The sequence below is a fragment of the Kitasatospora sp. NPDC098652 genome, assembly GCF_044760155.1.
GTDB lineage: Bacteria > Actinomycetota > Actinomycetes > Streptomycetales > Streptomycetaceae > Kitasatospora.
Window position 1 is genome coordinate 637,288 of sequence record NZ_JBIWAQ010000002.1, and the last position, 22,837, is coordinate 660,124.

18 protein-coding genes are annotated in these 22,837 nt (G+C 71.7%); 9 read left to right on the forward strand and 9 right to left on the reverse strand.

The annotated features are described in order from the left end of the window. Positions 1-122: 122 nt before the first annotated feature. From ACIQWA_RS06680 to ACIQWA_RS06695, 4 genes are all read left to right on the forward strand, one after another. Positions 123-800 carry a response regulator transcription factor gene (locus ACIQWA_RS06680; RefSeq protein WP_402478984.1) on the forward strand — a complete coding sequence of 226 codons (678 nt, stop codon included), beginning with the start codon at positions 123-125 and terminating at the stop codon, positions 798-800. A 2-nt stretch (positions 801-802) separates the two neighbouring features. Beyond that, positions 803-2,179 carry an ATP-binding protein gene (locus ACIQWA_RS06685; RefSeq protein WP_402478987.1) on the forward strand — a complete coding sequence of 459 codons (1,377 nt, stop codon included), beginning with the start codon at positions 803-805 and terminating at the stop codon, positions 2,177-2,179. Between the two features lie 319 nt (positions 2,180-2,498). After that, positions 2,499-4,577, forward strand: coding sequence for a SpoIIE family protein phosphatase (locus tag ACIQWA_RS06690; protein ID WP_402478989.1), 2,079 nt, complete (start codon positions 2,499-2,501; stop codon positions 4,575-4,577). A 687-nt stretch (positions 4,578-5,264) separates the two neighbouring features. Next, positions 5,265-6,701 carry an MFS transporter gene (locus ACIQWA_RS06695; RefSeq protein ID WP_402478992.1) on the forward strand — a complete coding sequence of 479 codons (1,437 nt, stop codon included), beginning with the start codon at positions 5,265-5,267 and terminating at the stop codon, positions 6,699-6,701. A gap of 77 nt (positions 6,702-6,778) precedes the next feature. Here the strand turns inward: ACIQWA_RS06695 and ACIQWA_RS06700 are convergent, their stop codons facing one another. After that, positions 6,779-7,978: an IS110 family transposase gene (locus ACIQWA_RS06700; protein ID WP_402478995.1), complete on the reverse strand. Its 1,200-nt coding sequence runs from the start codon at positions 7,976-7,978 to the stop codon at positions 6,779-6,781. 509 nt (positions 7,979-8,487) lie between these two features. Here ACIQWA_RS06700 and ACIQWA_RS06705 point away from each other — a divergent pair. Further along, positions 8,488-9,369: a tyrosinase family protein gene (locus ACIQWA_RS06705; RefSeq protein WP_402478997.1), complete on the forward strand. Its 882-nt coding sequence runs from the start codon at positions 8,488-8,490 to the stop codon at positions 9,367-9,369. A gap of 327 nt (positions 9,370-9,696) precedes the next feature. Here the strand turns inward: ACIQWA_RS06705 and ACIQWA_RS06710 are convergent, their stop codons facing one another. The 5 genes from ACIQWA_RS06710 to ACIQWA_RS06730 all read right to left on the reverse strand — a co-directional run bounded on the left by ACIQWA_RS06710 (position 9,697) and on the right by ACIQWA_RS06730 (position 16,490). After that, positions 9,697-11,073 (reverse strand): IS1380 family transposase, encoded by a 1,377-nt coding sequence (locus tag ACIQWA_RS06710; protein WP_402479000.1) that lies wholly within the window; start codon positions 11,071-11,073, stop codon positions 9,697-9,699. A gap of 122 nt (positions 11,074-11,195) precedes the next feature. Further along, the gene (locus ACIQWA_RS06715; RefSeq protein ID WP_402479002.1) at positions 11,196-11,744 is read right to left on the reverse strand and encodes a DUF4396 domain-containing protein; all 549 of its coding nucleotides are present in this window, start codon (positions 11,742-11,744) and stop codon (positions 11,196-11,198) included. Between the two features lie 450 nt (positions 11,745-12,194). Then, on the reverse strand, positions 12,195-14,444 hold the full coding sequence (locus ACIQWA_RS06720; RefSeq protein ID WP_402479005.1) for a heavy metal translocating P-type ATPase: 2,250 nt from the start codon (positions 14,442-14,444) through the stop codon (positions 12,195-12,197). Between the two features lie 102 nt (positions 14,445-14,546). Next, positions 14,547-14,822 (reverse strand): heavy-metal-associated domain-containing protein, encoded by a 276-nt coding sequence (locus tag ACIQWA_RS06725; protein WP_402479008.1) that lies wholly within the window; start codon positions 14,820-14,822, stop codon positions 14,547-14,549. Positions 14,823-15,443: 621 nt separating this feature from the next. Continuing rightward, positions 15,444-16,490 (reverse strand): NlpC/P60 family protein, encoded by a 1,047-nt coding sequence (locus ACIQWA_RS06730; protein ID WP_402479011.1) that lies wholly within the window; start codon positions 16,488-16,490, stop codon positions 15,444-15,446. Between the two features lie 202 nt (positions 16,491-16,692). On the opposite strand from ACIQWA_RS06730, the gene ACIQWA_RS06735 reads away from it, so the two are divergent. Then, positions 16,693-17,007 (forward strand): hypothetical protein, encoded by a 315-nt coding sequence (locus ACIQWA_RS06735; RefSeq protein ID WP_402479014.1) that lies wholly within the window; start codon positions 16,693-16,695, stop codon positions 17,005-17,007. A gap of 43 nt (positions 17,008-17,050) precedes the next feature. Here ACIQWA_RS06735 and ACIQWA_RS06740 read toward each other — a convergent pair whose 3' ends face one another. After that, positions 17,051-17,299 carry a DUF6153 family protein gene (locus ACIQWA_RS06740; protein ID WP_402479017.1) on the reverse strand — a complete coding sequence of 83 codons (249 nt, stop codon included), beginning with the start codon at positions 17,297-17,299 and terminating at the stop codon, positions 17,051-17,053. Between ACIQWA_RS06740 and ACIQWA_RS06745 the strand changes: the two genes are divergently transcribed. Beyond that, positions 17,274-17,846, forward strand: a complete 573-nt coding sequence (locus ACIQWA_RS06745; protein WP_402479020.1) for a DUF305 domain-containing protein — start codon at positions 17,274-17,276, stop codon at positions 17,844-17,846. The genes ACIQWA_RS06740 and ACIQWA_RS06745 overlap by 26 nt on opposite strands. Before the next feature lie 141 nt (positions 17,847-17,987). On the opposite strand, the gene ACIQWA_RS06750 is transcribed toward ACIQWA_RS06745, so the two are convergent. Together ACIQWA_RS06750 and ACIQWA_RS06755 are read right to left on the reverse strand one after the other, a co-directional pair. Then, entirely contained in the window at positions 17,988-18,899 is a 912-nt protein-coding gene (locus ACIQWA_RS06750; RefSeq protein ID WP_402479023.1) for a M56 family metallopeptidase, read from the reverse strand. Continuing rightward, positions 18,896-19,264 carry a BlaI/MecI/CopY family transcriptional regulator gene (locus ACIQWA_RS06755; protein WP_402479026.1) on the reverse strand — a complete coding sequence of 123 codons (369 nt, stop codon included), beginning with the start codon at positions 19,262-19,264 and terminating at the stop codon, positions 18,896-18,898. Before ACIQWA_RS06755 ends, ACIQWA_RS06750 begins: the two co-directional genes overlap by 4 nt. A 733-nt stretch (positions 19,265-19,997) precedes the next feature. Here ACIQWA_RS06755 and ACIQWA_RS06760 point away from each other — a divergent pair. Continuing rightward, positions 19,998-21,593 carry a multicopper oxidase family protein gene (locus ACIQWA_RS06760; protein WP_402479029.1) on the forward strand — a complete coding sequence of 532 codons (1,596 nt, stop codon included), beginning with the start codon at positions 19,998-20,000 and terminating at the stop codon, positions 21,591-21,593. 95 nt (positions 21,594-21,688) lie between these two features. Continuing rightward, on the forward strand, positions 21,689-22,663 hold the full coding sequence (locus ACIQWA_RS06765; protein ID WP_402479030.1) for a hypothetical protein: 975 nt from the start codon (positions 21,689-21,691) through the stop codon (positions 22,661-22,663). Positions 22,664-22,837: the final 174 nt, after the last annotated feature.

The window sequence follows — 22,837 nt, forward strand, 5'->3', positions numbered from 1 at the left end:
CGACGCACTCCCAGCATGGACGCGCCCGGCTGAGAGGAGGCTGAGCGGCTGAGAGCCTTCTCAGCCGCCTCTCAGCGCGGTGCTCCTAGCCTGGATGTATCAGCGGCAGAAAGGACTGATCGATGCGCGTCCTGCTCGTGGAGGATGAACGGCTCCTCGCCGCGGCCACCGCCCGCGCCCTGACGGCGGAGGGCTTCACGGTCGATGTCGCCCACGACGGCGAGCAGGGTCTGTGGCGCGCCGAGCAGGGCCTTTACGACGTCGTCGTCCTGGACATCATGCTGCCCGCGCTGTCCGGCTACGACGTCGTGCGCCGCCTGCGCGCGGCCGACGTGTGGACTCCCGTCCTGATGCTCACCGCCAAGGACGGCGAGTGGGACGAGGCCGACGCCCTTGACCTCGGCGCCGACGACTACGTCGTCAAGCCGTTCTCCACCGTCGTCCTCGTCGCCCACCTGCGCGCCCTGCTCCGCCGCGGCGCCCCCGCCCGCCCCGCCGTACTCACCGCCGGGGACCTGGAACTGGACCCGGGCCGGCGCGAGTGCCGACGCTGCGGGCAGCCGGTCGCCCTCACTCCCCGCGAGTTCGCGCTCCTGGAGTACCTGATGCGTCGCAGGGGCGAAGCTGTCTCCAAGACCGACATCCTCGACCACGTCTGGGACGAGAACTTCGACGGCGACGTCAACGTCGTCGAGGTCTACATCGGCTACCTCCGCCGCAAGATCGACGCGCCCTTCGACCGCGCCGCGATCGAGACCCTCCGCGGCACCGGGTACCGCCTCAGCAGCAGCGGAGGCTGAACGTGCGCGCCGTCCCCGCATGGTGGGCCCGCCGCTCTCTGCGGGCCCGGCTGACCACGGCCGCCGCCGTGGTCATCGCAGCCGGCCTGGCCGCGGCCGCCCTCGTCCTGACCGGCTGGCTGCACAACAGCCTGATCGGCGGCCTGGACGAGACCGCCCTGCAGCGCGCTCAGCTCATCGCCGCCGCCGTCGACCGTCAGCCCCTCGACCAGGCGATCCCCGCCTCCGCCGAAGCCGAGGGCACCGCCATCCAGATCATCGACAGCAGCGGAGCGGTCCGCGCCAGCTCCGGCAACATCCAGGACGAACCCCGCCTGTTCACCTTCCCCGCCCCCGACCACGGCCACGCACCCGCGCGCACCGTCCACGGCGTGCCCATAGGTGACGAAAGCGCCTACCGCGCGCTCGCCCTGGCTGCCGGCACACCCCCCGACCGGGTCGCCGTCTACGTGGCCTTGTCCACCGCGGGCGTCGACCGCAGCCTCGCCGTCCTCGATGCCGGCCTCGCCATCGGCGCGCCGCTTCTGCTCGCCGTCCTCACCGGCACCTGCTGGGCGCTGACCGGACACGCCCTGCGCCCCGTGGAAACCCTGCGCCGCCAGGCCGAGCAGATCACCACCGCCCACCTCGACCAGCGACTCGCCGTCCCACCCTCTCGCGACGAGGTCGCCCGCCTCGCCGAAACCCTCAACGACCTCCTCACCCGCCTCGACACCTCGATCAGCCGCCAGCGCCAGTTCATCGCCGACGCCGCCCACGAACTGCGCAACCCCCTGAGCACCCTGAAGACGGAACTCGAAACCGCCACCCGCCGCCCCGGCAGCACCCACTGGGCCACGACACTGCCCGACCTCCTGGCCGAGACGACGCGCCTGTCCGCCCTCGTCGACGACCTCGTCCAACTCGCCCGCCTCGACGCCCACCCCGCACTGCGCCGAACCCCTATGGACCTCGACGACATCGTCTACGCCGAAGTACGCCGGCTGCGCACCCGGTCACCGCTCACCATCGACCAGCACCAGGTGACACCCGCCCGGATGATCGGCGACCGCCACGCCCTCGGCCGCCTGGTCCGCAACCTCCTCGACAACGCCGCCCGCCACGCCACCAACCGCATCGACGTCACCCTGCACGTGCGGGCAGGCACCGCCGAACTGACAGTCGCCGACGACGGGCGCGGCATCCCTCCCGGCGACCGCGAACGCGTCTTCGACCGCTTCACCCGCCTCGACGACGCCCGCGGCCGCGACCGGGGAGGCGTCGGCCTCGGCCTCGCCATCGTGCGCGACATCGCCACCGCCCACGGCGGAAGCGCCGAGGTCCGCGACAACACGCCGGGCGCCAAGTTCATCATCCGCCTCCCGGCCGACCGAACCTGACCGACCGGCCCGGCCGCCACTCCCCCACGAGTGCGACCGGGCCCCAGCCGGCGGGGCCCGGGTGCGACTCCCCCCACGGAGCAGCGGCCGGGCCCGCATGCTGCTCAACCAGCGACACGCAGCGTACATGCCATCTCTACTCATCGCTACCTGGCCATGGTCGGGCGGCCGGCTGCGACGAGGGACTGGGGCTGCCGGGCGGGCGCCGCGGGGGGACGATGGAACCCCCGAGGCGACCAGTCTCCCGGAGGGTCGGCGGCAGGACACGAAGGCACTCGCGTAGAGGTGGCACGGGAAAGCACCGGGTGAGGAGGCGGCCATGAGCGCAGGGGACGCGTTCAGGTCCAGCCCCGCCGCCGGTCATATAGCCCCGGCGGCGCCCGGCGGACTGCTGGACGTACTGGGGGTGGCCGCGGTGGTGCTGGACGCACGGGGCCGGATCGTCTTGTGGAGCCCGCAGGCGGAAGAACTGTTCGGCTATCGCGCCCACGAGGCGCTCGGCCGGTACGCGGCCCGGCTGCTGGTCGCCGAGGAGCACCTCGGCCTCGTCCTGGAGCTGTTCGCGAAGGTGATGGACGGCGGCGGAAGCTGGGCCGGGGTGTTCCCGGTCCGACACAAGGACGGTGGCACCCGGCTGGTGGAGTTCCGCAACATGCGGCTTCAGGACGAGCACGGGGCCGTGTACGCACTCGGCATCGCGACCGACGAGGCGGTGCTGCGCGGGGTGGAGCGGGATCTGGCGCTGTCGGTGCGCCTGGTGGCGCAGTCCCCGATCGGCCTGGCCGTGTTCGACACCGACCTCCGGTACGTTCTCGTCAATCCGGCGCTGGAGCGGATCAACGGTCTGCCGGCGGCCGGGCACCTCGGCCGCACCGTGGCCGAGGTGCTGCCGTTCCTGGACGTGCCGGCCATCGAGGGCGCGATGCGCCGGGTGATGGCCAGCGGCGCGCCGCTGCTGGACGAGTTCACCATCGGCCGCACGCCGGCCGACCCGGACAGCGACCACGCCTGGACGGTGTCGTTCTACCGGCTGGAGGATCCGGCCGGGCGCACGCTCGGGCTCGCGGTCTCGGTGGTGGACGTCACCGACCGGCACCGTGCCGCGCTGGAGGCAGCCGCGGCCCGTCGCCGCCTCGGGCTGATCGCCCGGGCCACCGTGCGCATCGGCACCACGCTCGACCTGGAACGCACCGCCGGGGAACTCGCCGAAGTAGCCGTTCCCGAGCTCGCCGACGTGGCCGCGGTCGACGTCCTCGACTCGGTCCTCGGCGGGAAGGCCACCAAGGCGGCGACACCCGGCTCGGCGATCCTTCGGGCGCTCGCCGTGGCCGGCGCCGATCGAAGCGGCGCGGTCGAGGCCGCCGATCCGGTCGGGCAGCTCGCCCGCTACGGCATCGACCGCCTGGTCACCCGGTGCGTCACCACCGGCCGCCCCGTCCTCGTCGCCCATGTGACGGACCGCGACCTCTCGCGGATCGCCCGCGACGAGGAGGCCGCCGCCCTGCTGGCCCGGGCCCGCCTCCGCTCCTACCTGGCCGTGCCGCTGATCGCCCGCGGCCAGGTGCTTGGCGCACTCGACCTCAAACGCACCGACAATCCGGCCCCGTTCGACGACGACGACGTCACCACTGCCGGCGAGCTCGCCGCCCGCGCCGCCGTGTGTATCGACAACGCCCGGTGGTACCAGCTCCAGCGCGACGCTGCCCTGACCCTCCAGCGTCACCTGCTTCCGCGCCGCCCGCCCAAGGCCACCGGCCTGGACATCGCCTTCCGCTACCAGCCCGCGACCGCCGGCGCCGAAGCCGGCGGCGACTGGTTCGACACCATCCGACAACCTGCCGAGCACACCGCCCTGGTCGTCGGCGACGTCATGGGCCACGGCATCAACGCCGCCGCCACCATGGGCCAACTGCGCACCGCCACCCGCACCCTGGCCGCCCTCAGCCTCGACCCCGCCCGGGTCCTCACCCACCTCGACCACATCACCCAGGACCTCGACGACACCATCGCCACCTGCGTCTACGCCGTCTACGACCCCCGCCGCACCCAGTGCCGGATCGCACTGGCCGGGCACCTGCCGCCAGTGCTGGCCAGGTCAGGTCGCACGCCGGAACTGCTGGACCTGCCCACCGGCGCGCCGCTGGGGGTGGGCGGCATCGCGTTCGAGACCAGCACCCTTCAGCTGCACGTCGGCGACCGGTTCGTGCTCTACACCGATGGCCTGGTCGAAACGCGCGCCCAGCCGATCGACACCCGGCTGCGGAACCTCCTCGCCCTCCTCGACCACCCGCAGCTACCACTGGAGGCCACCTGCGACCGACTCCTGTCCGCCCTGCGCCACCCGCATGCGGAGGACGACGTCGCCCTGCTCATCGCTCAGGTCACACCCGAGACCTGACGCGCAATCAGATATCTGTCGCCCGCCCACGGAATACCCCGACCCCGGGCCACCGGGCTCGGTCGCCCTCGTCAGACGCGCCCGCTTCACCCTGTCCCCCACGACGTGCCGGAAACCGTCCCACCCTTGATCGGGGACGGCCGGGATGGCCGGGCCGCGCCGTGCGGCCACCTCAACTCGCGCGAAGCCGTGGGGCGGTCCTGGCCGCACGGGCCGGGTCAGCCAGGTCGCCAGCGGGGCGCGACCTGACCAGGACCCTGATCAGCTTGCCGCAGATCGCCGACTGCGGCCACACCCGCTTCCGCCCTGCCTGCACTGAAGCGTCGCGCCGTGTCGCCACGCTGCCTGCCCCTTCCAGCCTCCACCCTCCAAGATGCGCAGTCGTCGCCATCGGCGCCCTCAAGATGGCTGACGCCGTTCACGCGCCCCGACGCAGGCGCGCCAGCCGACACCTTTCTTCGGGCCCCTGATCCCTGCCTGACATGCATCGGCCCCGACAACACCGCCCCGTTCGCGTCGAGGCAACTCGGCGTCAGCTTCACCCTTTCGGCAGGGCGTTCGAGCTGCCGCCGCACCACCGTCCGAGGTGCACGAGTTCGTTCGCTCCACCACCCTTGCCTGGTGTACCCCAGGGGGGTATGTTCATCACGCTCAAAGATACCCCCACCCCCTATAGGAGCCACGGCCATGTCGGACCTCGGCACACCTCCGTCACCACGCCGCTGGACGGCGCTCGCACTCATCGCGCTCGCTCAGTTCATGGTGATCATGGACACCTCGATCATCGGCGTGGCCCTGCCCGAGATGCAGACGGCACTCGGCTTCTCACCGGAGAACCTCTCCTGGGTCTTCAACGCCTACGTCATCGCGTTCGGCGGCCTGCTGCTGCTCGGTGGCAGGCTCTCCGACCTACTGGGCGCCAAGCGACTGTTCGCCGCCGGCTGGGTCGTGCTCGCCGCGGGCTCACTGGTGGCGGGACTGGCTTCGCAGAGCTGGGTCGAACTGGTCGGCCGCGCCGTCCAAGGCGCCGGGTCCGCGCTGATCGCGCCGTCCGCCCTCACCCTGCTGATGACCCTGTTCGGCGGGCGACCGCAGGAGCTCACCAAGGCGTTCGCCCTGTACGGCGCGGCCGCGCCGGCCGGCGGCACGGCCGGGGTCTTCCTCGGCGGGGTGATCACCCAGTATGCCAGCTGGCAGTGGGTCTTCTACATCAACATCCCGGTCGCCCTCGCCGTCCTGCTGGCCTCACCCGGCGTCATGCCGGCGGCGCAGGCGCGGCGCGGTTCCGTCGACTGGCTCGGCGCGATCACCGTCACCCTCGGCCTCGCCACCGCCGTCTACGCGATCGTCCGCGCCCCGGAGACCGGTTGGGGCTCGGCGAGCACCTGGCTCGTCCTGGCGGCCGGCGTGGTGCTGATCGGCGCGTTCGTCGGCATCCAGGCCAAGCGGCGGGAACCGCTGATGCGGCTCGGCATCTGGCGAAGCCCCAACCTGGCCGGCGCCAACCTCGCCCAGCTGCTGATGGCCGCCGCGTGGATTCCGATGTGGTTCTTCCTCAACCTCTACCTCCAGCAGGTGCTCGGCCTCGAAGCCTTCGCCTCCGGCGCCGCGCTGCTGCCGATGACCGGCGCCATCATGCTGATGATGATCGTCCTGGCGCCCAAGCTGATCGCCCGCTTCGGCCCCAAGCCGCTGATCGTCACCGGCCTGCTCACGCTCGCCGCCGGCATGCTCTGGCTCTCCTTCGCCCGCCCGGACGGCAACTTCGTCGTCGACGTCCTGCCCGCCTCACTGCTCGCCGCGGCCGGTATGGCGCTCGCCTTCATCCCCTCGCTGGGCACCGCGCTGGCCATCCCCAATCCGGCGGAGGGCGGTCTGGCCTCGGGCATCGTCAACACCAGCTACCAGGTGGGTTCGGCCCTCGGGCTCGCCGCGATGACCGCCGTGGCGGCCGCCAACGGCTCTCGCGAACTCGGCAACCCCGAGGCCCTCACCAACGGCTTCTCGGCCGCCTTCCTCGGCGCCGCCGCCATCGCCGCCGTCGGCGCCCTGGCCTCGGCGCTCACCATCCGCACCCCGGCCCCGGCCGCCGAACCGGCCGCCGAAGCCGCCAACGCCCGCTGAACCGATCCCCCACCGCCGGCCCGGACCCCCTCCGGGCCGGCGGCATTCCCCGCCCCGCCGGAGTCTCAATGACGAAGTCAACCCGCCTGCGCGACCGGAGCGGGGGTGAAGACCCTGTTGTCGCGCAGGAGCGCCCACAGGACGCTCACCCGACGTCGGGCGAGAGCGATGATCGCCTGGACATGTTTGCAGCCCTCGGCGCGCTTCTTGAGGTAGAAGTCCCGGTTGGGGCCGTCCTTGATGATGCTGGTCTGGGCGGACATGTAGAACACCCGTCGGAGGCGGCGGCTGTACCGCTTGGGCCGGTGCAGGTTGCCGGTGCGGCGTCCGGAGTCGCGGGGGACGGGCACGAGCCCGGCAGCCGAGGCGAGGTGGCCGGCGTCGGCGTAGGCCGACAGGTCGCCGGCGGCCACGACGAGCTCGGCGCCGAGTATCGGTCCGATGCCGGGCAGGGACTCGATGATCTCGGCCTGCGGGTGGGCGTGGAAGGTGTCGCGGATCTGCTTGTCGATCCGCTTGATCCGGTCGTCCAGGGCCAGGATCTGTGCGGCCAGGTCGGCGACGATCGCGGCGGCGACGTCCTCGCCGGGCAGCACGGTGCGCTGGGCCTCGGCGGCCTCCAGCGCGGTGGCTGCCACCGCGTCGGCGCCGCGGACGCTGCGATTGGCGAGCCAGGCCGTCAGCCGGGCCCGGCCGCGGCGGCGGATCGCGGCCGGGGTCTGGTAGCCGGTCAGCAGGACCAGGGCGCCCTTGTGGCAGGAATAGTCGAAGGCCCGCTCCAGGGCGGGGAAAATCCCGGTCAGCACGTCGCGGAGCCGGTTGATCATCCGAACCCGGTCGGCGACCAGGTCAGAGCGGTGCGCGGTCAGCAGCGCGAGGTCGGCCGCAAGCTGGGCGGGCACGGCGATCGCTGTGAAGTCCCGCCGGTGCCGGGCGGTCTCGGCGATGACATAGGCGTCGCGGGCGTCGGTCTTCGCCTCGCCCCGGTAGGCGCCGGACATGCGGTTGACGGTCCGCCCGGGCACGTAGACGGCCCGCTGGCCATGGGCCGCAAGCAGGGCCAGCAGCAGGGCGGAAGACGTTCCGGGGATGTCCACCGCCCAGTGGACCTCGTCGGCGAGGCCAAGGATCTCACCGAGGGCGGTCAGGATCGCCGTCTCGTCATTGTCGATCTTCTTCGACCACAGCGTTGCGCCGGTCTCGTCGACCACAGCCGCCCAGTGATGGCCCTTCCCGGCGTCAACACCCGCCCAGACGTGGGCACTTCGCTCGCTCACTCAACCCTCCTCGATCCCACCCGCATCCCGTTGGCCCGAGGAACACCCCGCCGTCATCTCCATAAACAGCGACCGCACGTAGCGCGCATATCTCAATCAGCAGCCAGGGCGCCCCGGAGAGCCGGACGGCCACTCCGGAGGAGCCACTGAAGGCAAGACCCCATTAGCCACATCCGGCCCTCCCGGGCCACCCAACACCTTATGGAGGTCCCCATGATGATCATCACCGCCCGAATCCGGCGCGCTGTAGAACACCCGGTAACCCGATGCGTTCTCGTCTGCCTGCTCCGTGCCGTCGCCGCCGATCGGTGCACGCCGGCTCCTGCCGACCGACGGTAGCTCCGGCCGAGCGGTCACCGCGGCCAGGCTGAAGTCACCGGCGCCGACAGATGCCGCCGGACCGACCGAGGTGCAGGCGGCCGCCCGTGAGAGGAGAGTCGAGGAGGGGTAAATATCAACGCCCCGAAGAGGTGAGGGTGATGACCTTAGGAGACGGGATCCGACGAGACGTGGCAACGGTCACCAAGGAGGAACGTGAGCGGCTGCGGGACGCCTTCCTCCAGCTCGACGGCGGCAAGTACGTTTACCCCGATGGGGTTACGTACTGGGACAAGCAGGAGGAGGTCCACAAGGGCGCCCACGTCGCAGGCCAGGACGTCCACGGCGGCCGGGCGTTCCTACCGTGGCATCGGGAGCTGTGCTACCGGCTCGAACACCTGCTGCGCGAGATCGACGCCGATCTATCACTGCACTATTGGGACTGGACGACCGATCCTCGCCTTGCCATCGGCGGGCGCGCCGCGCTCTTCACGCCCGACTTCATGGGAAACGCCGCCGGGGACATCGGACTGCCGTTCCCGGACTTCGAGACGACCGAGCCAGACCACACCAAGGTGTGGCGCGACGTCGCCGCCGGCGCACCGGTGGTGGCGGACCTGATCACCGTACTCTTCGGATTCGCCATCGCCCTCGACGAGACCATCATCACCAGCGGTGACAACCTCCCGGAGGAACTCCAGTACACCGCGATGGACCAGGTTCTCCAGGGCTCCCACAACTACATCCACAGCGGCTACATCCGCGGCACGATCGCCAATCCGCACTTCTCCTTCCACGACCCGTTTGTGTTCCTCCTGCACTCCAACGTCGACCGTCTGTGGGCGCGTTGGCAGAACGCGCCGGGCCACGCCTGGCGGCTCGAGCCGGCTCAGGTGTATGGCCGTCCCGGCACCAACCCCGCCTCGTCCGTGAACGCGGTGCTGCAGCCCTGGGGCGGAGGTGTCGACGGCACCGTCCGGCCCTGGTCGGTCGACGAGGACCCGGAGGATCCCGCCATAGCGAAGACATCGAAGGACCCGACCATCGCGAACCCTCCGCAGAACGACCGGTGAAACGGCGTGATCACGGGCCCCGGCCGGCGCGCATCGCCGTCCGGCCGAGTTTCATGACCTGTTGGCCTGCTGACAGGCCATGAGACGACTTCGGCCTGCGGCTCGTGGTGACGCCGCAGGCCGGAAGTTCAGTAGATGAATCAGTGGAGTTAACCTCGATCTTGCATGACGGTTCGTCAGCTCGGCTGGCGGGCCGTTTTTGCTTGGCCTGGCTGGTGTTTCTGCCCTGTGGGCATGGTGATGGCCCGGCTGTCGCGTCGGGTGGGCGCCGGGTTCCACGGCTCCGGAAGTGGTCCGTTGCTCGTCGGGATGAGGCGTTGTCGCTGGTCAGCCGGGGTCCGGCAGGGCGTTCAGGCGTGCGAACGCGCTGGTGATCACGTCGGTCCAGGGCCAGTGCCGGGCCAGGCGGAGGTAGCGGCAGCGGCCGGTGGTGACGAGTTGGGCGGCAGCGGAGAACAGCCGCAGCCGCATGCGCTTGGGCTCCCACCGACGGGCCGTCCCGGTCAGCGCGAGCATGGGCATCCAGGCCAGTAGGTCGAGCGCGAGCTGGACGATCTCCAGCCAGATCTGGTTCTGGGCGGCTTGGTGGAGAGGCAGGTTGCGCAGGCCGGTGTCGCGGGCGGCGCGGACGCGGTCCTCGGCGCGGGCCCGCATGCGGTGGCGCAACTCCAGGCGCGCGATCGGGGTGCCGGTGGTGTTGGTGGCGAAGCAGGTCAGTCGCATGCCGTCAGCGTCGGTGAACCGCAACTGGGCTCCGGGGTGGGGCCGTTCCTTGCGGATGATCAGCCGTATCCCCTTCGGCCAGCCTTTGAGGACGTCGCCGGCGAGTTCGGCGACCCAGGCGCCGTCGCGGATCTCGCCGCCGGGTTCGACGGCCGGAGTCCAGGCCGCGGCCGGGATCTTCAACACAGCCTGGTGGACCTGGTCGGTGATGGTCATCCCGACCGAGTAGGACAGCCATCGTCCGCGTGCGGTGAGCCAGTTGAGGAAGTCGTGGGTGCCGCCGGCGGAGTCGGTGCGGATCAGGGTTCGGCGTCCGCGCCGGTACTTCTTCGGCAGCTGGGCCAGCGCCGTCCGGGCGACTGCGATGTGGTCGGCGGCCGTGTTGCTGCCCGCGTTCCCCGGCCGCAGCAGGCCCGCGACCGGTTCCCCGGACCCGCCCGGGCCATGGTCGACGAACGCGAACAGCGGGTGGTGGCCGAACGTCTTCTTCCAGGTCTTGGCGGCGTCCTGCTTCTCGGAGTGCGCGAGGACCAGCACTCCGTCGATGTCCACGATCACCTCGCCGTCCGCGTCCGGGGCCGCCTCGCAGGCCAGCCGCCAGACCCGCTCGCGGACGTCGGCCCGTGCCCGACGGATCGCGGCCAGTGCGCGGGGTCCGGCGGCGGCGAGGGTGTCGATGAGGCGGGAGATGGTCGGGTCGGAGGCCACCGGCCCGAACACGGCGGGCTCGGCCCGCAGCACCGCGACATCGGCCAGGCAGTCCCCGCCCAGAGCCACCGCGAGCGCGACGTCCAGCAGGATCTTGCCCGGATCATGGACCGCGCGCGCCTTGCGCCACGGTGCCAGAGCCGTCGATATCGCCGCGTCCAGCCCTGTCTTGCGGGCGGTCTCCACCAGCAGCACGGCGCCGGACTGCGAGACGACCCCGCGGCCACCGCCCTCGACGCGGACACGCGGGTACGACCCGATACGCTTACTCACCTGGAAAGTGCCTCCGACGGGCGCGGGAACAAGGGCCTAGACAATCCTTATTCTCGCTGGTCAGAGGCACTTTCTGCTTTGTTGACCACCTGCCGGACAGTCAGCTTCGTGAAAGCGCGAGGTTAGGCGTGCACGACAGCGTGGCCCTGACCGCGTCCGATGAGCCAGCGGTTGACCGGAACGGTCAGGGTGAAGGCCAGGGCGAGCGAGAAGGCGAGGGATACCCAGAACAGGACGCTGTCCAGCCCGGCGTTCATGGCTCCCGGAACACCGACCATGACGCCGTTGTCGATGATCTCCATCACGATGATCGACACGGTGTCCGCGGCCAGCGCCACCTTGGCCGCACTGGCGAAGTCCAGCCCGGCGCGCAGTACACCCCGCATGGTCAGCGCGTACCCGAACACGAATGCCAGCGCCACGGAGAAAACGACCGTCGCGATGCCGTGAAGGCCCAGCGCGGTGCCGACGATCATGCCGAGTACCTCGCCGATGGCGCAGCCGGTGAGGCAGTGCAGCGTGGCCTTGGCCGCAGTGGCCCAGCTGGTCGCGCCGGCCTCGGCTGCTCCGCGGTGATGTTCGTGCGCATGGTGCTCTTGATGCTCATGGTGCGAGTGCTGTGCGTGGTGCTCGTGTCCGGCGTGGTGCTCATGACCACTGTGCCCGTCCATGACCGTGTCCCCCTGTGATCGACGCATGTGTGGTGATCAACTTAAACCCCGGCGGGGTATCAGCCAATCCCCTGACAGTCACTCAGTAATGGATCTGCACCAGAGACTTCGGACCAGAAGAACGTCGATGCGCAGCTCTGCGGGCACCAAGACCCCCAGCGTCGGATTGCCTACCGCCCGGCCGTGAGCTGGGCGGTGTGTGGCAGACTGCCGTGAGAACGACCGGGCCGTGCGTTCTGCCGCGTGGTACTGAGACCCTGGCCTTCCCGCGAACTCCCGGCTGACGTCCACCCTGTGCACTCCCGCGTGCCTCGTCAGCGCGGTAGCTGACGCGGTGTCCGCCGGATGGCGTCCCTCTTCGCCGTACTCCCCAGCCCAACGCGGCGGACAGCTCGTGCCCGGTACCGCAGAGGCGGTACCGGGCACCGGCGTTCGGTTCGGGTTCAGGTGTCAGCGGAAGCGGCGCAGCCGGAGGCTGTTGCCGACCACGAAGACCGAGGAGAAGGCCATCGCGGCCCCGGCGATCATCGGGTTGAGCAGTCCGGCGGCGGCCAGCGGCAGGGCGGCGACGTTGTAGCCGAAGGCCCAGAACAGGTTGCTCTTGATGGTGGCGAGGGTCTTGCGGGAGAGCCGGATGGCGTCGGCCGCGGCCAGCAGGTCGCCGCGGACCAGGGTGAGGTCGCCGGCCTCGATCGCGGCGTCGGTGCCGGTGCCCATGGCCAGGCCCAGGTCGGCCTGGGCGAGCGCCGCGGCGTCGTTGACGCCGTCGCCGACCATCGCGACGACCCGGCCCTCGGCCTGCAGCCGCCTGACCGTCTCGACCTTGTCCTGCGGCATGACCTCGGCGATCACGTGCTCCGGCGCGATGCCGACCTCGGCCGCCACCGCCTCGGCGACCAACCGGTTGTCACCGGTCAGCAGCACCGGGGTCAGGCCCAGCCCACGCAGCTTGCCGATGGCCTCGGCACTGGTCGGCTTGACCGCGTCGGCGACCTCCAGCACGGCCCGCGCCTCGCCGTCCCAGCCGACCGCGATCGCGGTGCGGCCGGCGGCCTCGGCGGTGCGCTTGGCCTCGGCCAGCTCCTCCGGCAGGTACTGCGACCACTCGTCGAGCAGGGCCTCGCGGCCGGCCACCACCGCGTGGCCGTCCACCACACCCTGGACGCCCAGGCCCGGGACGTTCTCGAAGCCCTCGACGGCGGGCAGTTCGCCGGCCTTGGCGGCGGCGTTGGCGATCGCCCGGGCGATCGGGTGCTCGGAGGCGTGCTCCAGGGCGCCGGCCAGCCGCAGCACCTCGGCCCGGGTGGTGGTGGCGGCGGTGTGGACGGCGAGCAGGGTCATCTGCCCGGTGGTGACGGTGCCGGTCTTGTCCAGGACGATGGTGTCGACCTTGCGGGTGGACTCCAGGACCTCCGGGCCCTTGATCAGGATGCCGAGCTGGGCGCCGCGGCCGGTGCCGACGAGCAGCGCGGTCGGGGTGGCCAGGCCGAGGGCGCACGGGCAGGCGATGATCAGCACGGCCACCGCGGCGGTGAAGGCAGCGGTCCAGCCCTCCCCGGTGCCCAGCCAGTAGCCGAGGGTGGCCACCGCCAGGGTGATGACGATCGGCACGAAGACCGCGGAGATCCGGTCGGCGAGGCGCTGCGCGGCGGCCTTGCCGTTCTGCGCGTCCTCGACCAGCCTGGCCATCCGGGACAGCTGGGTGTCCCCACCGACCCGGGTGGCCTCGACGACCAGCCGGCCGCCCGCGTTGACGGTCGCGCCGGTGACGCTGCCGCCGACCCCGACCTCGACCGGCACGGACTCGCCGGTCAGCATCGAGGCGTCCACCGCCGAAGCACCCTCGACCACCGTGCCGTCGGTCGCGATCTTCTCGCCGGGCCGCACCAGGAAGCGGTCGCCCACGGCGAGGTCGGCGATCGGGATGCGCACCTCGGTGGAGCCGCGCAGCACCGTCACGTCCTTGGCGCCCAGTTCCAGCAGCGCCTTGAGCGCGGCGCCGGCGGTGCGCTTGGAGCGGGCCTCGAAGTAGCGGCCGGCCAGGATGAAGGCGGTGACGCCGGCCGCAGCCTCCAGGTAGATGTTGGACGCACCGTCGCTGCGGGCGATGGTGAACTCGAAGCCGTGCCGCATGCCGGCCATCCCGGCGTCGCCGAAGAACAGCGCCCACAGCGACCACAGGAACGCGGCGCCGGTGCCGAGCGAGACCAGGGTGTCCATCGTCGCGGCGCCGTGCCGGGCGTTGGTCCAAGCCGCCCGGTGGAACGGCCAAGCGGCGTAGGTGACGACCGGGGCGGTCAGGGTCAGGGAGAGCCACTGCCAGTTGTCGAACTGCAGCGCGGGCACCATCGCCATCGCGATCACGGGCACGGCGAGCGCCAGCGCGGTGAACAACCGGGCCCGCAGCGAGGCGAGTTCGTCGGTCGGCTCGGCCGGCTCGCCGGAGTCGGCCCGGCCGTCGGTGGCCGGGGGCTTGGGAAGCGCCGCGGTGTAGCCGGTGGCTTCGACGGTGGCGATCAGGTCGGCGACCTCGACGCCGTCCTCGAAGGAGACCTTCGCCTTCTCGGTGGCGTAGTTGACGCTGGCGGTGACCCCGTCCATCCGGTTGAGCTTCTTCTCGATGCGGGCCGCGCACGAGGCGCACGTCATTCCGCCGATCGAGAGTTCCATCTCCGCGGAGGCGGGTGCCTGCGTAGTCATCGTCGCTCCTCGTGACAGTCGTCGATCAAGTCCTTCGGGCCCATGGCCCGGATACCTCCAGGGGGTCCGGCCCCGGGAGCCGGGGGGCAGCGTCGGCGCGGATCAGGCGCGGCCGGTGAGCTCGTAGCCCGCGTCGTCGATCGCGGCGCGCAGGGCGGCCTCGTCCGGCTCGGCCTCGGCGGAGACGGTGACCAGGCCGGCCTTGACGTCGACGCTCACGGCGGTGACACCGGCCAGGCCGGACACCGCCTTGCCGACAGCCTGCTCGCAGTGGCCGCAGGTCATCCCGGCGACCGCGTAGACGGTGGTGACGGCGGCCGATTCCGCCGTCTCGACGGCGGTGGTGGAGCAGGTGCCGTTCTCGGAGCAGCAGGACATTGGAGCCTCCATGGTCTTCGCGACTTCTTGCGTACCCGCCCGGGGTATACCCGGACTCCTTCGTTTATACCCCTAGGGGGTATAAACGGCAAGCCTGAAGACAGCACGATGTCCAGAACGCCTGCTCGCAGGCCAGCGCCACCGTTACGCGCGCCCAGGCTCCGGGCGTTCCGCGCACCCAAGCCTCGCCCCGCAGGCGGCTTCGCAGGGCACATGCCCCGCACTCCATCGCACCGATACCACAAGGGGGTATATCGAAGACGGCCGGTGCCCCTGGCCGACAGGGACGAGAACGCGCCCCCGCCCAGACCCGCACCTCACCGACGATTCACGACCGAGTATGACCGAACAGACGCGAAGGGCACCGCGACCAAGGATTCTCCACCAAGGCCGCCTGAACGCTGCCCTGGAGTCTCCAGCCGGCGCGAGTGAGCAGGAAGGCGGACGACTTGTCGGCGGATTCGTCCGACCGATCTGTCAGATTCCTCGGAGCTTGAGCCCGTAGCGGTCGGGCAGCAGATCGCTCGGACACTTGACCTGCGGCTTCCCGTAGGCGGCGTCTGGTCGATGACAAGTCGACCGGTCAACGACAAGATCAACCGGAACCTACACAACACATCGTCAGGGGCGCACGCCCCCCATGAAGGGGCCGTCCATGCTGTCGATGGGCAGGATCTCCACGTTCTTGCCGGTCCGCGGCGCGTGGATCATCTTTCCGTCGCCGATGTAGAGGCCGACGTGGTGCAGGTCGGAGTAGAAGAACACCAGGTCACCGGGCTGTAGGTCGGCCCTGCTCACGCGCTTCCCCGCATTCCACTGGTCCTGGGAAATGCGCGGCAGGGACACCCCGGCGGCCTTCCAGGCCGCGCCGGTGAGTCCCGAACAGTCGAATGAGCCCGGACCGGTGGCACCCCAGACGTAGGGCTTCCCGAGCTGGGCGTAGGCGAACTTGACCGCGTCGGCGGCGCGGCCGGTGGCCGGGCCCTGGTAGGTGGGTGCCGGCTCGTTGCGGCTGCCGGCGCGCGAGGCGCGGGTGGCCGCCGCGTCCTGCGCGTTCACCCGTGCCCGCTCCTCGGCGCTGAGCTTGTTGAGCAGCGCCTGCGCCTGGGAGAGCTTGTCCTGGATGCCCTTCTTCTCGGCGGCCAGGGCCGCGTTGCTGCGGTCGAGTTCGGCCAGTGTCGCGGTGGCCTCGGCGCGGTCCTGGTCCAGGCCGCGCTGCTCGCTCTGGAGCTGCTTGAGCAGGTCCGCCTGGGAGCTGGCGACCTGCCCCTGCATCGAGGCCTGGGTGAGGTAGGACTCGGGGCTTGAGCTGAGCATCAGCTGCACGGTGGGGTCGATCCCGCCGTTGCGGTACTGCTCGGCAGCCACGCCTCCGAGCTCGGTGCGCAGCCCGTTGATCTTCTCCTGCCCGGAGGCGACCCGCTCCTGTATCTGGTTGGCCTCGGTCTGCAGCTTCTGCTGCTTCTCCTTGAAGCCGTTGTACTTCTCGATCGAGGCCTCGGCCTGCTCGTTCAGGGCCTCGACCTGGGTCTTGACGGCGTCCACCGAGGGCTTGGGCTCGGCGTGGGAGGAGGTCGCGGAGGCGAGGACCGCCGTGCCGGCCATGGCGGTGGTCACGACGGCCAGGCGGGCCCGGCTCGGCGGGTTCGGCTTCCGGTGGTTTCCCATCGCTCAGCGCGCTCCTTCGGCATGACAGATCAGCCCGCGGACCGGGGACGATCAGCGGTGCACGGCGGCACTCGCCGCAAATTCACTAGCCAACTTAGTAGATAGGTGATGGGCCCGCGCAAGCGCCCTCGGGACATCGATCCCTCCCGAGGTCGCGGGCCCAGCGGCGGCCGCGGCCAGACCTGCTCTAAAGTGATGCCCGATGGACACGCCGAGGACTCGACCCGCACGCGCCCACAGGCACTTCGGCCTGCGGGTGCTCGCCGTGCTGGCGGTGCTCCTCGGCCTGCTCACCATGCACTCGCTGGCGGCTCCAACCGGGCGGGTGGCAAGCACCGAGGCGGGGGCGGCCGGGCTGGACGCGCTGGCGGCACCGGACATGGAGCCGTGGTCCATTCCGGACATGCCGCTGGAACAGGCGGTCAGGGCCACGGCTGCGACGGCGCCCAGGCCCATCATCGCGGCACGGCGGGAGAGCTTGCGGACGGAAACAGACACGCTGAAGGAACTCCTGTGAGAAGTGGGTGAGGGCGAACGTGCGACGAGCGCACGGGCCCGCCCTATATGCGCAGGAGTTGGAGAGCGGCGAGTGATGGCGGTCCGCGGCCGGCTTCGGCGTGGGAGAGTACGGAACCGGGTTCTGCGGCGACCACGAGGGACCGGTCGGGGGCCGGGTGCGCCGGAGGTACGAGAGGCGTCGAGCAGATCCCAGCGGCCTGGCACACGGATCCGGCGTGCATCTCGTGCTGGCCGTCGCAGCCGCACCGCGTGTGGCCCGCGCCCATGGCGGACGTCGAGGATGCGTGCATCCCCGAGGAGCCGGTGCCCGTTCCGGCCGGCGACCACAACGCCGTCGACGTGTCCTTCGCCCAGCAGATGATCCCGCACCACCGGCAGGCCCTGGCCATGGCCGAGCTGGCCGACACCCGTGCGGCCTCGCCGCAGGTCAAGGCACTCGCGATGAAGATCAAGGCGGCGCAGAACCCGGAGATCATCCAGATGAGCGCCTGGCTGTCGGCGTGGGGCCAGCAGGTACCCACCGACGGCGGGATGTCCGGCATGCCTGGGATGACCCACTCGATGGCCCCCGGCTCGTCCATGCCGGGTATGTCCATGCCGTCGATGCCGGGCATGATGGGCGACGGTGACATGGCCAAGCTGCAGTCGCTCAGCGGTGCCGAGTTCGACAAGGCCTTCCTCGCCGGCATGATCGCCCACCACGAGGGCGCCGTCACCATGGCCAAGGACGAGACCGCCAAGGGCACCTACGAGCCGGCGAAGAAGATGGCCGAGTCCATCAGCACCTCCCAGGCGGCGGAGATCGCCGAGATGAAGCAGCTGCTCGGCAACGGCTGAGCCGCCGCCGTCCCGGAAGGCTGACGCCACAGAACGGCCCGGCCACCCCGCCGAAGAAGGCGGGGTGGCCGGGCCGTCGTGTGGCCTGTGCTTGTGCCGGTCCGCCGCGCCGGACATCGCCGGGTCGGCGCCCGGGGGGCCTCAGCCGACGGGGCCGCAGGCCACCAGCAGCGGCAGCACCGGAACGGCCACGGCGAAGGAGGCGATCGTCAGCCAGGTCGCCGGATGCGTGGTCCGGGCCGGGGCAAGCAGGCGGCGCAGCCGGATCAGTGCGGCGGGGCCGCCGGCGCCGAAGGCGGCGGCCGGGACCTGCCCGGCAGCGACCTCGTACATGGCGGTGGCGAGGGCCTCGCGCGAGTGGTGGCGCACCGCACGGTCGTCGGCCGCCATCTCCAGCAGCAGCCTGGTCTCCTCCTCGACCCTGCGGGCGAGCGGCAGGAGAGGGAAGGCACGGGTGTAGGCCTCGGCGGCCGCCTGGGCCAGGTGGTGGCGGCCGCTCACGTGGGCCCGCTCGTGCTCCAGGACGGCCCGCAGCTGCTCCGGGGTCAGGATGTCGAGTGCGCCGCGGGTGAGGACCACCCGATGCTTGCGGCCGGGCAGGCAGTACGCGGCGGGGACGTCATGGTCGAGGACCAAGGCGTCGAGCTCCGGCGCGCGGCGGGCGACCAGATCGAGCAGGCCGATGTGGCGGCGGCGGCGGCGCAGCGACCGGGTCAGCAGCACGGCGAACCAGCCGACCGGCCACAGCCCGACGGCCAGCGGGACCAGCAGCCGCCAGGCGTCGCCGCCCTCGGCGGGGAGCGCCGTGGACGAGGCCGCGTCGAGGCCGCACGCGTGCAGCAGGCCCATCAGCCCGGAGTGGAGGTGCTCGGTCGGAGCGGCCAGGTGGTGGGCCGCCAGCGCGACGGCGACGACGAAGGACAGGGCCAGACCCTGCCAGAGCGCGACGCCGAGTACCGGGGCGCGATGCGTCCACGTGGCGCGGCGCAGGACGGCCGGAACCAGGGTGCCGACGACGGCCGCGTAGGCGAGCAGTGCGACGGCCCCGGTCACCGCTCGCTCCGCGATCCCGCGGCCCGCAGCGCACGTCGCAGCGCCGCCACCTCATCCGGTGACATCTGCTCGACCAGCCTGACGAGCGCACCCGAGGGGTTGGGGTTCTCGCCGAGGGCATCGCGCATCAGCGCGGCCGTGTACGACTCGCGGGAGCAGATCGGGTCGTAGAGCCAGGCGCGGCCGGACTTCTCCCTGCGCAGCATGCCCTTCGTGTGGAGGATGTCGGCGACGGTCATGACGGTGGTGTAGGCGACCGGGCGGGTGCGGTTCAGGTCGTCGACGATCTCCCGCACGGTGGCCGGGTGCCCCCAGGTCCACAGGCGGTCCATGATCTCCGCCTCCAGCTCGCCCAGTCTGCGCACGCCCCTGCCCTCCGTCGCCACCATCGATTCCGAAGGTCCATCGTAGTGCGCGCCAGGATGGCCCGACCGGATCCGCGGGCACCGGGCTTCCGACGGACGAACCGGACCGGCACCCCGAGCGGAGCGAAACCTGTGCGGGCGCGTACCGTTGAGCACCGTGCGGAGGGCGCCCGGCCCGCCCGCACGATCCCGGCACCCCGGGCGAAAGGACCGACGGCACAGATGGCACACGCCCGGACACGCTCCCGTGCGAACCGCCGCGCCGTCATGGTCACGCTGGTGCTCTGGGTGCTCGCTGCCGTGCTGTTGCACCACACGCAGACAGCCGCCTCCGCGATCGGCGACGGCGGCCATTCCGTGGCCCGCATGGCGGTCGCCGCTGCGTCCGCCGCGCCCGGCGCAGCGGCCACCGCGGTGGACTGCCCGCAGGCCCACTCGGTCCACGAAGCCTGCGGATCCCACGACCGGCTCTGCGAGGCTCCCGGTATCCGGTCGGTCGACCTGCCGCAGCCCGCCCTGCGCCACTCCCTGACGACCCTGCCCGCCGCGTCGGCAGCCGGCACGGCGGTCGTCCCCCACGAAGCGGGGCGGTCCCCGCCCGGTCCTCCCTGCAGCTCGGTCCTGCGCATATAGCGGTCCCGTGGTCGCGGCCACGCCGAACGGCGTCCGCGCCCTGCTCGCCGCACCCCCGCGCAGCACCGCTGCGCCCCGCAGACCGTGAGGACAACCTTCCATGAACTCGCTCGACCGACGCTCCGTCCTGCTCGCCGGCCTCGGAGCCGCCGGCGCCGGGCTGCTCGCCGCCTGTTCCGGCAGCCCGAGCGGCGCGAAGATGCTCGTCAGCCCCACCGGAACCGCCGTCGCCGAGGCCGAGAAGAAGCGCGCCGGCACCGGCCGGGAGAAGGCCGTCAAGCTGACCGCCGCCGCCACCGATGTCGATCTCGGCGGACGCACCGTCAAGACCTGGAGCTTCGGCGGCAGCGTGCCCGCCGAACCGATCCGCCTGTCCGCCGGCGACACGCTCGTCGCCGATGTCGCCAACCACCTGCCGCAGCCCACCTCCGTCCACTGGCACGGCCTCGCGCTGCGCAACGACATGGACGGCATCCCGCCGGTCACCCAGCGTGCCATCCAGCCGGGCGACAGCTTCACCTACCGCTTCACCGCCGCCGATCCCGGCACCTACTGGTTCCACCCGCACGTCGGCCCGCAGCTGGACCGCGGCCTGTACGGGGCGCTGGTGGTCGAGGACCCGCGCGAGCCGCTGTCCTATGACGACGAGTGGGTGGTCGTCCTGGACGACTGGCTGGACGGCGTCACCGGCACCCCCGACGAGGCGCTCGCCGAGCTGCGGCGCGGGATGGGCATGGGGTCGCCGTCCGCCGGCCACACCATGGACATGGGCGGGATGGGTGACATGGGGGGCATGGGCGGCATGTCGACGGGCTCCGCTTCGCCCAGCCCCATGGACATGGGCGGCGGCATGTCGATGAAGTTCATGCTCATGGGGGCCACCAGCCCGCTCCTCGGCGGCGACGCCGGGGATGTCAACTACCCGCACCACCTGATCAACGGGCGCCTCGCGACGAACCCCGCCGTCTACGACGGCAAGGCCGGCAAGCGGCTCCGGCTGCGGATCGTCAACGCCGGCGGCGACACCGCGTACCGGCTCGCGCTCGGCGGACACCGCATGACGATCACGCACACGGACGGCTACCCCGTCCAGCACCGGGACGTGGACGCCCTGCTGATCGGGATGGGCGAGCGGTACGACGTCCTGGTCACCCTCCAGGACGGGGTGTTCCCCCTCGTCGCCCTCGCCGAGGGCAAGAACGCCACCGCCCTCGCCCTGGTCCGCACCGGCTCCGGCTCCGCGCCCGACGCCTCGGTCCGCCCGAAGGAACTGGACGGCGTGATCGTCTCCGCTCTGGAGCTGCGCGCCGCCGACGACGTCCGCCTGCCCGCCCGCGGCGTCGACCGCACCCACACCCTGGAGCTGCGCGGCAGCATGGACAGGTACGACTGGTCCATCAACGGCAGGCCGTTCGACATGCGGAATCCGGCCGCCACGCCCTTCCTGGTCGGCGCGGGGCAGCGGGTCCGCATCGACTTCGCCAACAGGACGCAGATGTGGCACCCGATGCATCTGCACGGCCACACCTTCCAGGTGGGCGAGTCCGGCCCGCGCAAGGACACCGTGATCGTGCTGCCCGGCCAGACGGTGTCCAGTTTCTTCGACGCCGACAACCCTGGCCAGTGGCTGACGCACTGCCACAACGTCTACCACGGCGAGGCCGGAATGATGGGGCTGGTCGCGTACGCCGGATGACGCCGGGTGGTGGGGGCCGGGCGGGTTCCGGCCCCCACTCCGTGCCCGACAGCCCTGCGTGCCGGAGCCCCGGCGCCGACCGATCCAGGATGGTCATGATCCTCCCGCTCGTCCTGCTCGCCTTCGCGGTGGCCGCGATGGCCGTTGCGCCTCGCGCGACCAGTCGGGGAACGTGGGGTTCCCGGACTCCCCGCCCGGCCCTGCTCCTGCTCGTCGCCGCCGCGGTTTCGGCGGGGCAGGCCCTGGTCCTGGCGGCTCTCGCCGCGGTTTCGGCGGGGCAGGCCCTGGTCCTGGCGGCTCTCGCCGCGCTCCCGGGCGGCTGGGCCGCCCTCGTGGCCTGGGCCCTCGACCTGCCGACGGCGCACGTCCGGTCGGACTACGGCCCTCACGTCCTCCTCGCCGACGCTCTGGGCTGGGCGGTGCTGGCGTGGATGCTGATGAACCTCGTCGCCACCGCGGTCTCGCTCGCCCACCGGGCCGGCCGCGCCGGCCGGAAGAGCCGCGCCCACCTGCGCGGCGTCGCCCCGAGGCTGCCGGGGGAACGCGCCCGCGCAGCACGCCTGGTCGTCGTCGAGAGCGTGCTCCCGGTCGCCTACTGCCTGCCCGGACGCCCGGCGTACGTGGTACTGACCACCGCCCTGAGTCGCAGGCTGACCGCGCCGGAACAGCAGGCGCTGTTCCACCGCGCCCGTGCTCAGCTGCGCGGCGGCCACCACTGGATGATCCGGTGGGCCGAACTCCCGGTGCGGGCGTTTCCCGGCGTGGCGGTGCTCGATCTCTTCGCCGGGCAAGTGCGTCGCCTGGCCGACATCGCCGCCGACGACTTCACCGCCCGCCGTGTCGGGCGCGCCGCTGCCGCCCGCCTCATCGCACGGGGCGGGTGCGCCACCCTGATGGTCGGGGCCGGGATCCCGAAGCAGCCCGGTGCCACCGCCGAACGAGTGCGGCGGCTGCTGCGGGCGGATTCACCGGTCGGCGTCGGGCGGCGGCTTGCGGCAAGCATCGGCGCGGGGCTGCTGCTGATCACGCCCGCCGGCCTCGCTCTGGTGCCGGCGTTCCTGCCGCACTGAACGTTCTCCCATCCTCCACTATCAACTAAGCTACTTAGCAGTTAACCCGTTGCCTGGTCCGGCACCAGCCGAGCATGGACGGGCTGCGCCGCAGCCATCCCCCGGTGCCGCGCGGTCGCCCATGCCCTGCCCCTACGGCTCCCGCGCCCCTGGTCGGGCCCGGCCGGCCCCGGT